Annotated in this window: 15 protein-coding genes; 8 read left to right on the top strand and 7 right to left on the bottom strand. The window is 58.8% G+C overall.

Annotation, left to right across the window (positions count from 1 at the left end; all coding sequences use genetic code 11):
- Positions 1–118 precede the first annotated feature (118 nt).
- The 3 genes from M1D99_RS01720 (at position 119) to M1D99_RS01710 (ending at position 4125) form a co-directional block, all read left to right on the top strand.
- Positions 119–1096, top strand: a complete 978-nt coding sequence (locus M1D99_RS01720) for an NADPH:quinone oxidoreductase family protein (protein WP_434573666.1) — start codon at positions 119–121, stop codon at positions 1094–1096.
- A gap of 429 nt (positions 1097–1525) precedes the next feature.
- Positions 1526–3853 (top strand): S-type pyocin domain-containing protein, encoded by a 2328-nt coding sequence (locus M1D99_RS01715; protein WP_434573664.1) that lies wholly within the window; start codon positions 1526–1528, stop codon positions 3851–3853.
- Complete coding sequence (locus tag M1D99_RS01710) at positions 3850–4125, top strand: bacteriocin immunity protein (RefSeq protein ID WP_434573662.1); 276 nt, start codon at positions 3850–3852, stop codon at positions 4123–4125. Before M1D99_RS01715 ends, M1D99_RS01710 begins: the two co-directional genes overlap by 4 nt.
- 41 nt (positions 4126–4166) lie before the next feature.
- Here the strand turns inward: M1D99_RS01710 and M1D99_RS01705 are convergent, their stop codons facing one another.
- On the bottom strand, positions 4167–4772 hold the full coding sequence (locus M1D99_RS01705) for an energy transducer TonB (RefSeq protein ID WP_434573660.1): 606 nt from the start codon (positions 4770–4772) through the stop codon (positions 4167–4169).
- Between the two features lie 324 nt (positions 4773–5096).
- On the opposite strand from M1D99_RS01705, the gene glpT reads away from it, so the two are divergent.
- Positions 5097–6446 carry a glycerol-3-phosphate transporter gene (gene glpT, locus M1D99_RS01700; protein ID WP_434573658.1) on the top strand — a complete coding sequence of 450 codons (1350 nt, stop codon included), beginning with the start codon at positions 5097–5099 and terminating at the stop codon, positions 6444–6446.
- Here the strand turns inward: glpT and M1D99_RS01695 are convergent.
- The 6 genes from M1D99_RS01695 to M1D99_RS01670 form a co-directional block, all read right to left on the bottom strand.
- On the bottom strand, positions 6422–7090 hold the full coding sequence (locus M1D99_RS01695; RefSeq protein WP_434573656.1) for a gamma-glutamylcyclotransferase: 669 nt from the start codon (positions 7088–7090) through the stop codon (positions 6422–6424). The genes glpT and M1D99_RS01695 overlap by 25 nt on opposite strands.
- 316 nt (positions 7091–7406) lie before the next feature.
- Positions 7407–8375, bottom strand: a complete 969-nt coding sequence (locus tag M1D99_RS01690) for a CDP-6-deoxy-delta-3,4-glucoseen reductase (RefSeq protein WP_434573654.1) — start codon at positions 8373–8375, stop codon at positions 7407–7409.
- The gene (gene ubiD, locus M1D99_RS01685; RefSeq protein WP_039590257.1) at positions 8375–9841 is read right to left on the bottom strand and encodes a 4-hydroxy-3-polyprenylbenzoate decarboxylase; all 1467 of its coding nucleotides are present in this window, start codon (positions 9839–9841) and stop codon (positions 8375–8377) included. Before ubiD ends, M1D99_RS01690 begins: the two co-directional genes overlap by 1 nt.
- A gap of 124 nt (positions 9842–9965) precedes the next feature.
- Positions 9966–11225: a transcription termination factor Rho gene (gene rho / locus M1D99_RS01680; protein WP_003206716.1), complete on the bottom strand. Its 1260-nt coding sequence runs from the start codon at positions 11223–11225 to the stop codon at positions 9966–9968.
- A gap of 241 nt (positions 11226–11466) precedes the next feature.
- Positions 11467–11796 (bottom strand): thioredoxin TrxA, encoded by a 330-nt coding sequence (trxA, locus tag M1D99_RS01675; protein WP_003206727.1) that lies wholly within the window; start codon positions 11794–11796, stop codon positions 11467–11469.
- Between the two features lie 121 nt (positions 11797–11917).
- Positions 11918–12625, bottom strand: coding sequence for a FadR/GntR family transcriptional regulator (locus tag M1D99_RS01670; RefSeq protein WP_186730165.1), 708 nt, complete (start codon positions 12623–12625; stop codon positions 11918–11920).
- Positions 12626–12879: 254 nt separating this feature from the next.
- On the opposite strand from M1D99_RS01670, the gene M1D99_RS01665 reads away from it, so the two are divergent.
- The 4 genes from M1D99_RS01665 to M1D99_RS01650 are packed head-to-tail and all read left to right on the top strand — an operon-like array spanning position 12880 to position 15723.
- Positions 12880–13665, top strand: coding sequence for a transporter substrate-binding domain-containing protein (locus M1D99_RS01665; protein WP_413793149.1), 786 nt, complete (start codon positions 12880–12882; stop codon positions 13663–13665).
- Positions 13666–13686: 21 nt separating this feature from the next.
- Positions 13687–14355 (top strand): amino acid ABC transporter permease, encoded by a 669-nt coding sequence (locus M1D99_RS01660; protein ID WP_053126440.1) that lies wholly within the window; start codon positions 13687–13689, stop codon positions 14353–14355.
- Positions 14352–15002, top strand: a complete 651-nt coding sequence (locus M1D99_RS01655; protein ID WP_434573651.1) for an amino acid ABC transporter permease — start codon at positions 14352–14354, stop codon at positions 15000–15002. Before M1D99_RS01660 ends, M1D99_RS01655 begins: the two co-directional genes overlap by 4 nt.
- Positions 14989–15723, top strand: a complete 735-nt coding sequence (locus M1D99_RS01650; RefSeq protein ID WP_431080720.1) for an amino acid ABC transporter ATP-binding protein — start codon at positions 14989–14991, stop codon at positions 15721–15723. Before M1D99_RS01655 ends, M1D99_RS01650 begins: the two co-directional genes overlap by 14 nt.
- The last annotated feature ends 83 nt before the right edge of the window (positions 15724–15806 follow it).

The raw sequence follows: 15806 nt of genomic DNA, 5'->3' as shown, positions 1-15806 counted from the left end.
TACCGACCCGCCGTTCAAGCACAAGCTTATGGCCGGCTATCAGGGCGGGGCATGCTCGTTGACCCGTTATCTCTCACACCTACACTTATCGGCCATCACTCCCAAAGGAATAGCCCTGATGAAAGCCGTGCTGTGCAAAGAATTCGGCCCCGCCGAATCGCTGGTGCTGGAAGACGTCGCCAGCCCCGTCGCCAAGAAGAACGAAGTGCTGTTGGACGTGCACGCCGCCGGGGTGAATTTCCCTGACACGCTGATCATCGAGGGCAAATACCAATTCAAGCCACCCTTCCCGTTTTCCCCCGGCGGCGAAGCGGCGGGCGTGGTCAGCCAGGTGGGTGAGAACGTCAGCCACTTGAAAGTCGGCGACCGGGTGATGGCGCTGACCGGCTGGGGCAGCTTTGCCGAACAGGTGGCGGTCCCCGGCTACAACGTGTTGCCGATTCCCGCGTCCATGGACTTCAACACCGCCGCGGCTTTCAGCATGACCTATGGCACCTCGATGCACGCCCTCAGGCAACGGGCCAACCTGCAACCCGGCGAAACCCTGCTGGTGCTCGGCGCCTCCGGTGGCGTTGGCCTGGCGGCCGTGGAAATCGGCAAGGCCATGGGCGCCCGGGTGATCGCCGCCGCCAGCAGCGCGGAGAAACTCGCAGTGGCCAAGGCGGCCGGTGCCGACGATTTGATCAACTACAGCGAAACCAGCCTGAAGGATGAAATCAAGCGCCTCACCGACGGCCAGGGCGCCGACGTGATCTACGACCCGGTGGGCGGCGACCTGTTCGACCAGGCCATCCGCGCCATCGCCTGGAACGGCCGGTTGCTGGTGGTGGGTTTTGCCAGCGGACGCATCCCGGAACTCCCCGTGAACCTGGCCTTGCTCAAGGGCGCCGCCGTAGTGGGCGTATTCTGGGGCTCTTTCGCCCAGCGCCAACCGAAGGACAATGCCGCCAATTTCCAGCAATTGTTCGGCTGGTTCGCCGAGGGCAAGCTCAAGCCGCTGGTGTCCCAGGTGTATCCGCTGAGCAACGCCGCCCAGGCGATCAATGACCTGGGGCAGCGCAAGGCGGTGGGGAAGGTGGTTGTGCAGGTGCGTTGAAACCGCATCAGACAAAAAGGCCAGGGCCACCGATGAGGGTGGCCCTGGCCTTTTTTTATTCCATTTGACCCATGTCGGAATTCTTGGCAGCCATAAATAAAATTTGATTTGGCGATAGATATATACCGCATCCTCGCCAAAGAAATGCGCAAACCTTCCTCACACACAAAGCCCCCCGCAGCAGCGGGGAGCCATTCAGTCACGGACGAACCGACATGGATAAGTCATATGTGCGATGCGAACACCTATTTAGGACCTCATAAGCAACTGGGACCCGGCTCATACGAAATAGGCCCTTTATCGATCAGAGGTGAAAATTTCACTGGCGGATATTTCCAAGGGGCTTGGGGTTTGTACGAGGGGCCTCCTAGAGGAGTCACTAGAAGTTCAAAAAGACACAACGCGTCTATTCCCCACGCGTGGGATGACATGATGAAGGAGCGTATAGCAAATAGCGAAGTCATCGACGCCGAGTATCGTAATACTTTTATAAAACTTACCGAGACAACCATCAAAGAACTCGAACAAGCAAAAAGATCAGCTATAGGCGCTCGCCCACTTTCGCCATTGGAAAAAGCGAAGACAGAACAGGATGCAACGCTTAAGGCTATTCAATCCAAAGAATCCAAATATCAAGCACGCACCAAAAGCGCTTACTCGCTATATGGTCATAATCCATTCTTCCTAATGAAGGAACTGTCCTTCAAAAGAGTAATGGAAAGCCTGCAGACCTCCCCACCCAATATCGCCGTCGCTTACTCAGCGATCGACAACGCGTACCGATCAGCGTTGGAGCTGAAACGGCTTTCATTGCAAAACGACATCCTTGCTGGGCAACTGGAACACGCATCAAAAAAAGTCGAGCTGGCTGCTGTCAAATCCGGACAAAGTGATTCCGCATCAGCAGCAAATGAAAAACTTAGGATTATCAATCAAGAAAAAAATATTCACCTCCGGCTTCTACCAGGATTTTTACTAAAAAAAGTCTCATCAACGCTGGGTGCAACAGGCGGGCTAACCGCCTCCCAGTCGCTTAGGAACTACAAAGCAGCCTTAGCCAAGATGATTGCAACTGAGCGTGCAGCTATCGCTGCTTTTGCGAAAGCCAATCCGAACATCAAGCCTCCCTTGAGTAAACCTGAGCTCGAAGCCCTCAGCAATCTTGTGGCGCTACAGGCAAAAACAAACCTAGGAAAGCGATGGCAGGACTACCATGTATCCCTTCTTCATTCCGAATCCGTTCGACATTTAACGAAAACAACTAACGCCTTTGCTGGACTCATCGACCGGGCCTTAGCAGCCGAACGCTTACAAGAACAGCTACGTGTTGCTGCCGAGAAAAAAGCACAAGCTCTAAAGCAAGCCCAAGCCCGAGCTGAGGCGCAACGAGCCGAACAAGAACGAAAACAGAAAATCGCGGCGGCATTGGCAGTCCGTTTTAACGCGCTACTTCATCAGTTCAACCAAGCCCAGCCTGAAGACATCAATCAAAAACTGCCTTGGATGCAGCAAAAACACCGGGAATTGTCTGTCGCGCACCAGGACGCAACCAAAGCAGAGCATGCAGTAGGCAATGTATTGACGAGTGATTCACGAAAGACGTCGCTGCGTAAAGCACAAGCCGATATCGATGCGACCTTTCGGTTGAAGCATCACATCGAAAATATACAACTGTCCACCGCCAGCGGCGCGATGGCCTCCGCGCGGCCACTCATGACGACTCCCGACGGCTTGATCGCTGGGTATGAGGGTTCGCCCGTTTCGTTGCAAGGCGCCATCGACCTACTGAAGAAAGCGAGTGCCACCCTGGCCGGTGGTCCATTGACGGTATTTGGCGTGGCGGTGTCATATTCTCCGACAATCGGCAATAGCGAACTTCAGCGTAATCCAGTGGTGGTTAGCATTCCACTGTCCCAATTGGACGAGGGTTTCAAACTAACTCCAAATGCTGAAACAGACCACCTACCGCTTCGCGTCGTGTCATCTGTTCGCGGGGAGCATACTCAGTTTTATCTCTCACCGACCGGTGGAAGTTTATCCAACGAGGTTCGGATCAGATACGTAACACTGGATCCACACACCAATCTCTACACTTTCACGACCGAGGGGATTCTTCCAAGGACACTGACTTGGACGCCGAACAGCCCTCCAGGGGATAGTCTCCTTGGATCGACCGAATTGCCTGTGACGCAGCCGGAAATCAGGATCCTTCCCGGGGCCAGGATTACCCAGATAGAGGGGAGAATAGACGAGCATCCAACGTGCGATGACGCTGACATTGACGATTATGTGCTGGTATTCCCAATGGAATCGGGAATCCAGCCAGTCTATGTCATGGCGAGTCGTACCGGGCCGCGATATGAGCCGGGGACGGTGACTGGAGCAGGTCAGGAGGTTGGGGAACACTGGCTAGGAAGTAGCGAGCACGGCGTTGGTGCCCCCATTCCTCGCGAGATAGCAAATCTACTTCGAGGTCAGGACTTCAGAGACTTTGATGCCTTCCGAGAAAAATTTTGGGAGAGGGTAGCCAATGATGAAAAATTATCAGCACAGTTCAGTAGATCCAACCTGAAACTGATGCGTAACGGCGCTGCCCCGTTCACAACTCCAGACGACCACGTAGGTGAAAGGAACAAATTTGAAATTCATCATATACAATGGATTTCCAAGGGCGGTGCAGTTTACGATTTAGACAACCTGAGCATCATGACACCTAAAGAACATATTGAGCTTCACAAAAAAGGAACAAAGCCATGATCTTCAAAGAAAAAATCGAGGACTATACCGAAGCAGAGTTTCTATCCTTTCTTAAGGAATTTTTCGAAGACAATAACGAACTTACTGGAGATGAGCTGGGTGAATACACCAGTAAACTTGCAAAGCATTTTGAGAAGGTTACTGAGCACCCAGAAAAATCCGCACTTATTTTCTACCCTAAACAAGGTCGAGAAGACAGTCCGGAAGGAATCCTGAATGAAATTAAAATCTGGCGAGAACAAAACGGAAAACCCGGTTTCAAGCCAGAATAACAAGTAGGGGCATCGCCAACGGCGATGCCCTAAAAACGAGGCTAAAGCAACTCACGAACCTCCTTCGGCAGCATCCGCACATACCGCGCCGCTGGAAAACTCCCGCAACGCTGCACGATCGAGGGCAAGAGCCTGTTGAACCGAGCGATCAACGCCAGGCGCTCAGCTTCCGGTAGCTGTTTGACGAAAAACACATTGGATAAGTAAAGGCGTGTGTAATGGAACGGGAGCAAGTCCTGCACCCATAGCTGGCCGTTGGCGTGGGCGTTGATGTCCGAGCATTTCCACGTCTTGATCCATTTATTGGCGTCCAGTGGCAAGTCATCCAGGCGGAACTCGAAGGGCGCTACGACATGCGTCTTCGCCGGGTGTTCAAGATCCACCGGCCAAGGCTTGAAGCGCCATTGGCTCACGGCCTCCCGTGCCGCTTCGGCGAAATCCGGATGATCGCTGTGCAAGATCGTGACCTCATCGACACGACCATCGGCATGCACCATGAAGCCGACCCGGGCCATACCCATGATGCCCTTGCGGACCAGGGCCGTCGGGTAATCCGGCCTGGGATTGTGCTCGGGCACCAACAACATTTCCGCTGCCCCGCTCGTACCGGCCAAGCACAGCAACAGCATCACCACGGACCACCTCATTGCCCCTACCCCTCAGTTGAAATGCCAGACCTGGCAGAAACGTAAAGGGTAAAGGCCATGGCTCATGGACCCTATAGCGAGACTTCCCATTTGGGCGAAGGATGTTTCCCACTGCTTTGCCCCGTATTCACCGATGCGGCGCATGAAAGGGCGTCGCGAAGGCATTTCCTACGACGCCCTTCGCTTACGTCTGAACGACATGTTCACTTAAGAACATGATCAATCGAAATTTCTGCTTTTTATGCGACAACGAGCGATGCTATTTTCGGTAACGAAACTGTAACATTCGCATCCGCCGCCATAACAAGAACCTGGAGCACTTGAATGTTTGCTTTCTTTCGACCTGCAGCACACCAGGCAGTCCTGCCTGAAGAAAAAATAGACAGCACTTACCGACGCCTTCGCTGGCAGATCTTCGCAGGGATCTTCATTGGCTACGCCGGGTATTACCTGCTGCGCAAGAACTTCTCCCTGGCCATGCCGTACCTGATCGACGAGGGTTATACCCGTGGCCAGCTGGGCCTGGCCATGTCGGCCATCGCCATCGCTTATGGGCTGTCGAAGTTCCTGATGGGCCTGGTGTCCGACCGTTCCAACCCGCGTTACTTCCTGCCCTTCGGCTTGCTGGTCTCGGCGGGGGTGATGTTCGTGTTCGGTTTCGCGCCCTGGGCAACGTCCAGCGTGACCATCATGTTCATCCTCCTGTTCATCAACGGCTGGGCCCAAGGCATGGGCTGGCCGCCAAGCGGACGGACCATGGTGCACTGGTGGTCGCAGAAGGAACGTGGCGGCGTGGTGTCGGTGTGGAACGTGGCGCACAACGTCGGTGGCGGCCTGATCGGCCCGCTGTTCCTGCTGGGCATGGCCTGGTTCAATGATTGGCACGCGGCATTCTACGTGCCCGCTACCGTGGCGCTCGTCGTTGCGGTGTTTGCCTTCGCGACCATGCGCGACACCCCGCAATCGGTGGGCCTGCCCCCGATCGAGAAATACAAGAACGACTACCCGGAAGGCTACGACGCCAGCCACGAGAACGAATTCAGCGCCAAGGAAATCTTCGTCAAGTACGTGCTGCGCAACAAGATGCTCTGGTACATCGCCATGGCCAACGTCTTCGTCTACCTGCTGCGCTACGGCGTGCTGGACTGGGCGCCGACCTACCTCAAGGAAGCCAAGGGCTTCACGGTGGACAAGAGCTCCTGGGCCTATTTCTTCTACGAGTGGGCGGGCATTCCCGGCACGCTGCTGTGTGGCTGGATGTCCGACAAGATCTTCCGTGGCAACCGTGGCCTGACTGGCATGGTGTTCATGGCCCTGGTGACCGTGGCAACGCTGGTGTACTGGCTGAACCCGGCCGGCAACCCGACCGTCGACATGATCGCCCTGGTTTCCATCGGATTCCTGATCTACGGCCCGGTGATGCTGATCGGTTTGCAGGCATTGGAGCTGGCGCCGAAGAAAGCCGCCGGTACCGCCGCGGGCTTCACGGGTCTGTTTGGTTACCTGGGTGGATCGGTCGCGGCCAGCGCCGCCATGGGCTACACCGTGGACCACTTTGGCTGGGATGGCGGTTTTGTGCTGTTGGTCGGTGCCTGCCTGCTGGCGATGGCATTCCTCGCGCCAACCCTATGGCACAAGCAAATCGCCAGTCAGAGCCGCGAAGCGGTCGCCTGATCCAGCGCTGATTGGCAGCGCCTGAGCCGCGCCTCCAGGTTCCGGTCTGGCATGGCGTGGCTGCGCAGGGCGTGTACGGTCTGCTCGACGTAATCGCGAGTGGTGCCGTAACGCCCACAGGCGCTTTCGAACACCTGGCTCAGCACATGGTCCGGCAAGTTGCCGGCATAGCTGGGCAGGTGTCGCTCCAACACAAAACCCAAGGCTTGCACCCGGCTGCCATCCTCGAGACGGCAACTGAGCCAGTGCGGGCGATAGGACGGCACCGGCATCTCGCGCTGCCACAGGGCAAACAGCGAGTCCTCGAGATTTTCCTCCGGCAACCTGTAGGCGAAACCGCTGCATGAACCGCCGCGATCCAATCCGAACACCAATCCTGGCAATTCCGGGGTGCCGCGGTGTTCATGGGACCACAGGTATAAACCGCGATGGTAACCATGGACCCGGCCGCGCACCCGCTCCACCGCCGTGCATTCCGGCCGCCAGATCAATGAACCGTACGCGAACAACCAGACCGGACCGCCCTGGTGGAGACTCATGGTCAATTGCATCGAGGCGAGCAATTGTTCACGGGTCAGCTGCGGCCCCAGTTCGAGTCGTGGCGGGTACAAGGCACAGGTAATGGCGGATTCGATAGCGGTCATGGCCGTTAGCGGTTGGCTCCTCGCGGGGGCGGAAGGTAGTCAGGGTGCCGTCATGGTGTTGACGGTCAGGGGAATTCAGGCAAGTTAAATGCCATTGCGTACCCTATATACGTTATCGGTATCTAGCCTCAAGGCTAAATATCGAAACGAAATATATGATGTTATATCGATGGATGGACATCTGCTGTTGTGGCGAGGGAGCTTGCTCCCGCTGGACTGCGAAGCAGTCCCAAAAGAGGCGGTCGCTGCGCAACCGAGCGGGAGCAAGCTCCCTCGCCACAAAAAGCAGACCTAAGCCTGGGAGGATGAATGCGGCTCAGGCGCGCGGCGCATACGCAAACACATCCGCACGCATCTGATGAGCATCCATGCCGGCTTCCACCAGGGCATCGAGCGTGGCGTAGATCATGGCCGGCGAGCCGCTGGCGTAGACATGCACGCCGGAAAGATCGCTGATGTCCTCGCACACCGCTTCATGGAGCATCCCGCAGCGCCCTTCCCAGCCACACAAGTCGCTGACAACTTTATGCAGGAACAGGTTCGGCAGTTTTTTCCATTCGTCCCAATGCTCGATTTCATAGAAATCGTCCGGCCGCCGCACGCCCCAATACAGGTGCACCGGGTGCTTGAAGCCCGCCGCGCGGCAGTGCTCGATCAAGCTGTGCATCTGCGCCATGCCGGTTCCAGCGGCGATCAGCACCAATGGGCCTTGCGGTAGCTCGGACAAATGCGTGTCGCCAAACGGCATTTCGACGCGCACGCTGGGGTTGCGTCGCAGTTGCTCCAGCAGCGCCTGTGCACTGCTTTCGCGCACCAATACGTGCAATTGCAGCTCGCGCCCGGAATGCGGCGCCGAGGCCAGGGAAAAAGCCGATTTCTCGCCGTTTTCCCGCTCGATCATCAGGTACTGCCCGGCGTGATAGCGCGGCGGCTTGCCCGCCGGCGCACGCAGGCGCACTCGCCAGACATCACCGCCTACGTCGGCGCACTCGATGACCTGGCACGCCAGGTTGCGTACCGGCAACTCACCCGGCGACAGCACGCCGTCCCACAGCACCACGCAGTCCTCCAGCGGCTCGGCGATACAGGTGAAGATCTCACCGTGATCGCGCACCTCGCCCGCCTGTTGCACACGGCCTTCCACCAGCAACGCGCCACAGACGTGGCAGTTGCCGTTGCGGCAGCTTTGCGGGCATTCATAGCCCAGGCGCCGCGCGCCATCGAGAATCCGCTCCGCCGGCTGTATCTCCAGCACCGCGCCGGAAGGCTGCAAGGTCACACGCATCAATCTATTCCTAACTGATTCCAGATGGCATCGATCCGTTGGGTAACGGCTTCATCCTTGACGATAACCCGGCCCCACTCACGGGTGGTTTCACCGGGCCATTTATGCGTGGCATCGAGCCCCATCTTCGACCCCAGGCCTGACACCGGCGAGGCGAAGTCGAGGTAGTCGATCGGCGTATTCTCGATCATCACCGTGTCGCGCTTGGGGTCCATGCGCGTGGTGATGGCCCAGATCACGTCGTTCCAGTCCCGTGCATTGATATCGTCGTCGGTGACGATAACGAACTTGGTGTACATGAACTGTCGCAAAAACGACCAGACCCCGAGCATCACCCGCTTGGCGTGCCCCGGATACGACTTCTTCATGGTCACCACGGCCATGCGATACGAACAGCCTTCCGGCGGCAAATAGAAATCGGTGATTTCCGGAAACTGCTTTTGCAGGATAGGCACGAACACTTCGTTCAGCGCCACGCCGAGAATCGCCGGTTCGTCAGGCGGACGACCGGTGTAGGTGCTGTGGTAGATCGGCTTGATCCGATGGGTGATGCGCTCGACGGTAAACACAGGGAAACTGTCGACTTCGTTGTAGTAACCGGTGTGGTCGCCGTACGGTCCTTCGTCGGCCATTTCGCCAGGATGGATCACCCCCTCAAGGATGATCTCGGCGGTGGCCGGCACTTGCAGGTCGTTGCCGCGGCATTTCACCAGTTCGGTACGGTTGCCCCGCAGCAGGCCGGCGAAGGCATATTCGGAAAGGCTGTCGGGCACGGGCGTGACAGCGCCGAGGATAGTCGCCGGGTCCGCGCCCAGGGCCACCGACACCGGGAAGGGCTGGCCGGGGTGTTTTTCACACCACTCGCGGTAATCCAGCGCACCACCCCGATGGCTCAGCCAGCGCATGATGACCTTGTTGCGGCCGATCACCTGCTGACGGTAGATGCCCAGGTTCTGGCGGTCCTTGTTCGGGCCTTTGGTAACGGTAAGGCCCCAGGTGATCAGCGGGCCGACGTCGCCCGGCCAGCAGGTCTGTACCGGCAGCATAGCCAAATCGACATCGTCACCCTCGATCACCACTTCCTGGCAGATCGCGTCCTTGACGACTTTCGGCGCCATGGAAATGATCTTGCGGAAAATCGGCAGCTTCGACCAGGCGTCCTTCAGGCCTTTGGGCGGCTCGGGCTCCTTGAGGAACGCCAGCAGCTTGCCGATCTCGCGCAGTTCGCTGACCGCTTCGGCACCCATGCCCAGGGCCACGCGCTCCGGTGTGCCGAACAGGTTGCCCAGCACCGGGATGTCATAACCCGTCGGGTTTTCGAACAACAGCGCCGGGCCTTTTGCGCGCAGGGTGCGGTCGCAGACCTCGGTCATTTCCAGGACGGGGGACACCGGTACCTGGATGCGCTTGAGTTCGCCGCGCTGTTCCAGCCCACTGATAAAGTCGCGCAAGTCGCGATACTGCATGCAAAAGCCTCATGGTCGCCGTGGCGTTCGGGGGCCCGAGTTTAACGCCGCCCGTCCAGAATAGTGAATGCACAGATAGCAAAAAGCCGGGTTTCCCCGGCTCTTGCTGGCCTGTCCTGACGATTTACTTGCGTTTCATCGACAGGAAGAACTCATCGTTGGTCTTGGTCGTCTTCAGCTTGTCGACCAGGAACTCGATGGCAGCGACTTCATCCATCGGATGCAGCAGCTTGCGCAGGATCCACATGCGCTGCAACTCGTCATCGGCGGTCAGCAATTCTTCGCGACGGGTACCGGAACGGTTGATGTTGATGGCCGGGAACACACGCTTCTCGGCGATACGACGGTCCAGGGGCAGCTCCATGTTGCCGGTGCCCTTGAATTCCTCGTAGATCACTTCGTCCATCTTCGAACCGGTTTCAACCAGTGCGGTGGCGATGATGGTCAGCGAACCGCCTTCCTCGATGTTCCGCGCGGCGCCGAAGAAACGCTTCGGTTTTTCCAGCGCGTGGGCATCGACACCACCGGTCAGCACCTTGCCGGAGCTCGGGATCACGGTGTTGTAGGCGCGGGCCAGACGGGTGATGGAGTCCAGCAGGATCACCACGTCCTTCTTGTGCTCGACCAGGCGCTTGGCCTTCTCGATCACCATTTCGGCAACCTGCACGTGACGGGTTGGCGGCTCGTCGAACGTCGAGGCGACCACTTCGCCGCGCACGGTGCGCTGCATCTCGGTCACTTCTTCCGGACGTTCGTCGATCAGCAACACGATCAGGTGAACTTCAGGGTTGTTACGGGCGATGTTGGCCGCGATGTTCTGCAGCATGATCGTCTTGCCCGCTTTCGGCGGCGCCACGATCAGGCCACGCTGGCCTTTGCCGATGGGTGCGCACAGGTCGATGACACGACCGGTGAGGTCTTCGGTGGAACCGTTGCCGGCTTCCATCTTCATGCGCACGGTCGGGAACAGCGGGGTCAGGTTCTCGAAGAGAATCTTGTTCTTCGCGTTTTCCGGACGATCGAAGTTGATCGTGTCGACCTTGAGCAGGGCGAAATAACGCTCGCCTTCCTTCGGAGGGCGGATCTTGCCAACGATGGTGTCACCGGTGCGCAAGTTGAAGCGACGGATCTGGCTCGGCGAGACGTAGATATCGTCTGGGCCGGCGAGATAGGAAGCGTCTGCGGAGCGAAGGAAGCCGAAGCCGTCCTGGAGAATCTCCAGCACGCCATCACCGGAGATTTCCTCGCCGCTTTTCGCGTGCTTCTTGAGCAGGGAGAAAATCACGTCCTGCTTGCGCGAACGGGCCATATTTTCTATGCCCATCTGTTCGGCCAATTCGAGCAGTTCGGTAATCGGCTTTTGCTTGAGTTCAGTCAGATTCATATAGGAATGACGTAATCATTTATGGAGGGGGGAAATTAAGCTTTTGGCTTAATGAGGCCGCGCCGCGGAGAAGGCGACAGGATCGCGTACTTATTCGAAAGGAGAGCGTCGGCGACGGCTTGCAGGGGGCAATGGAGAAACCAGTGCGGGGCCGAATGTACCACCTGGGTTTGCAAGCGTCTAGCCCCGAATAACGAAAAAGCCCCGCGATTTGCGGGGCTTTTCCAGTGGCATTCGGCGCTTAGATGTTGGCGTCGAGGAAAGCAGCCAGTTGCGACTTCGACAGGGCACCGACCTTGGTGGCTTCGACGTTGCCGTTCTTGAACAGCATCAGGGTCGGGATACCACGCACGCCGTGCTTGGCCGGCGTCTCCTGGTTTTCGTCGATGTTCAGCTTGGCAACGGTCAGTTTGCCCTTGTAGGTCTCGGCAATCTCGTCCAGGACCGGAGCGATCATTTTGCAAGGACCGCACCACTCAGCCCAATAGTCGACCAGTACCGCGCCTTCGGCCTTGAGAACGTCAGCTTCGAAGCTAGCGTCGCTAACGTGTTTGATCAGATCGCTGCTCATGGAAATCTCCGGGGTCATCAGCAAAAAAACGTGGCCCATCATAGCGGCCCTTCCAGGGTTCAGGAAGCCGCAGTTGATTGAGTCTCGCTATGGCGCACGATGTATTTGAGTATGGCCCGGTTCAAGAAGCTACGGGAGCGACAAAGGAAATGCCGGTACGCAGCGCAGCGTTACGTACATGTTCCTGCATGGCTTTTTGCGCGGCGCCTGACGCCCGACGGGCCAGGGCGCGCAGGATCTTGCGATGCTCCTGCCAGGTTTCCATCGCCCGCTCCGCCCGGATGAACGGTAGTTTCTGGCTCTCCAGGAAGATGTCGGCGCTGGCGGTGAGGATGCTCAGCATCGCCTGGTTGCCGCTGGCCAGCAGGATTCGCCGATGGAATTCGAAATCCAGCCGCGCGGCGGCGTCGAAATCCCCGACCTTCAATTCCCGGCGCATGGCTTCGACATTGTCTTGCAACCGGTCGAGCTCATCGGCGCTGAGCGTCACCGCCGCCAACCCCGCCGCGAAACCTTCCAGGGCGTAGCGCAACTGGAAGATGTCCACCGGCGAAGCCTGGGCCGCGAACGGCCACCCCGGCGCGGACTCGCTGCGTGGAGCCTCTACCGGTGCCTGCACGAACACGCCCTTGCCCGGCTGCACGCTGATCATGCCCAAGGCACTCAGGGACGACAGCGCTTCGCGCAACGACGCCCGGCTCACCCCCAGTTGCAGCGCCAGGTCCCGTTGCGACGGCAGCGCATCGCCGGGGCCGAAGCCTTCATCGACGATCAGTTTGCGGATGGCTTGCAGCGCCACTTCAGGAACGGCACGAGCGATGGAATTCATGATTTTTCAGACGAACCGGGCCAGTGAGCGGCTAGTTGTAAAGCTATTCGCCGCGCCCGGCAAGTCGTGCCCCAGCAGGGTTCGGCGGCAAATGCCGACGCCCGATAAAGGTGCGAAACGCGGCGCAACTGTTCAGACCAGTAAGACCGCCTCCCACCAGCAAAACCGTGGCTTTGACCGATGAAGAGCCGGCTTGGCATGGCCTGTGCTCTGTCCGAACGCAGAAATCACATCACCGATTGCGGAGATTCGCCATGATTCAGCGTTGCAGCGCCCTGCTCACAGCCCTGTTCGCCAGCCTGATGCTTTGTCAGCTGCCTGCCCACGCCGACGGCCTGGAAGACGTGGTCAAGCGTGGCACCCTCAAGGTCGCCGTGCCCCAGGATTTCCCGCCCTTCGGTTCGGTCGGCCCGGACATGAAACCCCGCGGCCTGGACATCGACACCGCGAAGCTGCTGGCCGACCAGCTCAAGGTCAAGCTTGAACTGACCCCCGTCAACAGCACCAACCGCATCCCGTTCCTGACCACCGGCAAGGTCGACCTGGTGATTTCCAGCCTGGGCAAGAACCCGGAGCGGGAAAAGGTCATCGACTTTTCCAGCGCCTATGCGCCGTTCTACCTGGCCGTGTTCGGCCCGCCTGATGCCGCCATCAACACCCTGGACGACCTCAAGGGCAAGACCATCAGCGTCACCCGTGGCGCCATCGAAGACATCGAGCTGACCAAAGTCGCCCCCGAAGGCGCCACCATCAAGCGCTTCGAAGACAACAACTCGACCATCGCCGCCTACCTGGCCGGCCAGGTGGACCTGATCGCCAGCGGCAACGTGGTGATGGTCGCCATCAGCGAACGCAACCCCAAGCGTGTTCCGGCGCTGAAGGTAAAACTCAAGGACTCACCGGTTTACGTGGGCGTGAACAAGAACGAGCCGGCGCTGTTGGACAAGGTCAACCAGATCCTGGCCACCGCCAAGACCGATGGCAGCCTGGAGAAAAACTCCCAGACCTGGCTCAAGCAGCCGCTGCCGGCCGATCTCTGACCGTCGCTTGAGAGGCTGAGCATGGCTTATCAGTTCGATTTTCTACCGGTGGTGCAAAACACCGAGCTGCTGTTGCGCGGTGCGTTGTTCACCCTGGAACTGACGGCCATCGGCACGTTGCTCGGGGTCAGCCTGGGCATCGTCGGGGCCGTGGTGCGGGCGTGGAACATTCGCCCGTTCGCGGCGATCTTCGGCGTGTACGTGGAGTTGATCCGCAACACGCCGTTCCTTGTGCAGCTGTTTTTCATCTTCTTCGGCTTGCCGTCCCTGGGCCTGCAGATTTCCGAATGGCAGGCCGCGGTATTGGCGATGGTGATCAACCTTGGCGCCTACTCCACCGAGATCATCCGTGCCGGCATCCAGGCGATCCCACGGGGGCAACTGGAAGCCGCCGCGGCCCTGGCGATGAGCCGCTTCGAGGCCTTCCGCCACGTGGTGCTGCTGCCAGCGCTGGGCAAGGTCTGGCCGGCCCTGAGCAGCCAGATCATCATCGTGATGCTCGGCTCGGCGGTCTGTTCGCAGATCGCCACCGAAGAATTGAGCTTTGCCGCCAACTTCATCCAGTCGCGCAACTTCCGCGCGTTCGAAACGTACGCGCTGACCACGCTGATCTATTTGTGCATGGCGCTGTTGATCCGCCAGTTCCTCAATTGGGTCGGGCGTCGCTACATTGCCAGGAGCAGCCAATGAGCGATTTCACTTTCTGGGACGTGGTGCGCAACCTGCTCACCGGGCTGCAATGGACCTTGGCGCTGTCGTTGGTGGCGTTTATCGGCGGCGGCGTGATCGGTTTGTTGGTGATGGTCCTGCGCATCTCCAAACGCGCCCTGCCCCGCAACATCGCCCGCACCTACATCGAGCTGTTCCAAGGCACGCCACTGTTGATGCAGTTGTTCCTGGTGTTCTTTGGCGTGGCCTTGGCCGGCGTCGAGATTTCACCGTGGATGGCGGCGGCGATTGCCCTGACGCTGTTTACCAGCGCCTACCTGGCGGAGATCTGGCGCGGTTGTGTCGACTCGATTTCCGATGGCCAGTGGGAAGCCTCCGCAAGCCTGGCCCTCAACCCGCTCGAACAGTTGCGCTACGTGATCCTGCCCCAGGCCCTGCGCATCGCCGTGGCGCCGACCGTGGGCTTTTCCGTGCAGGTGGTCAAAGGTACGGCTGTCACGTCGATCATCGGCTTTACCGAACTGACCAAGACCGGCGGCATGCTCGCCAACGCCACGTTCGAGCCGTTCATGGTCTATGGCCTGGTCGCCCTCGGTTACTTCCTGCTCTGCTACCCCTTGTCCCTCAGTGCGCGCTACCTGGAAAGGAGACTGCATGCCTCTGCTTAGAATTACCGCCCTGCATAAATACTACGGCGATCATCACGTGCTCAAAGGCATCGACCTGAGTGTCGAGGAAGGCCAGGTGGTGGCGATCATCGGCCGCAGCGGCTCGGGCAAATCCACCTTGCTGCGCACCCTCAATGGCCTGGAGTCGATCAACGATGGCGTGATCGAAGTCGACGGCGAATACCTCGATGCGGCCCGCGCCGACCTGCGCAGCCTGCGGCAGAAAGTCGGGATGGTGTTCCAGCAGTTCAACCTGTTTCCGCACCTGACGGTCGGTGAGAACGTCATGCTCGCGCCGCAGGTTGTGCAAAAAGTGCCCAAGGCCAAGGCGGCCGAGCTGGCGCGGCAGATGCTGGAAAGGGTCGGGCTGGGCGAGAAATTCGATGCCTTCCCCGACCGCTTGTCCGGCGGCCAACAGCAACGGGTGGCGATTGCCCGCGCCCTGGCGATGTCGCCGAAAGTGCTGCTGTGCGACGAAATCACCTCGGCCCTGGACCCGGAGCTGGTCAACGAAGTGCTCAGCGTGGTGCGACAACTGGCCAAGGAAGGCATGACGCTGATCATGGTCACCCATGAAATGCGCTTCGCCCGGGAAGTCGGCGACAAACTGGTGTTCATGCACCAGGGCAAGGTGCATGAGGTGGGCGATCCCAAGGTGTTGTTCGCCAATCCGCAGACGGCCGAACTGGCTAACTTCATCGGCACGGTCGAGCCTGCCTGATCTTTACTGCCACAGAAGCATCCTGCGAATGGCTCTGGCTCAAGGGTTTGCTTCAGGTGCGTTGGCGTAAGCGGTCGATCGTG

The organism is Pseudomonas sp. R3-41, from assembly GCF_054161485.1.
Note: the sequence above shows the minus strand (reverse complement) of the source record. Positions and strands in the feature narration are given on the sequence as shown.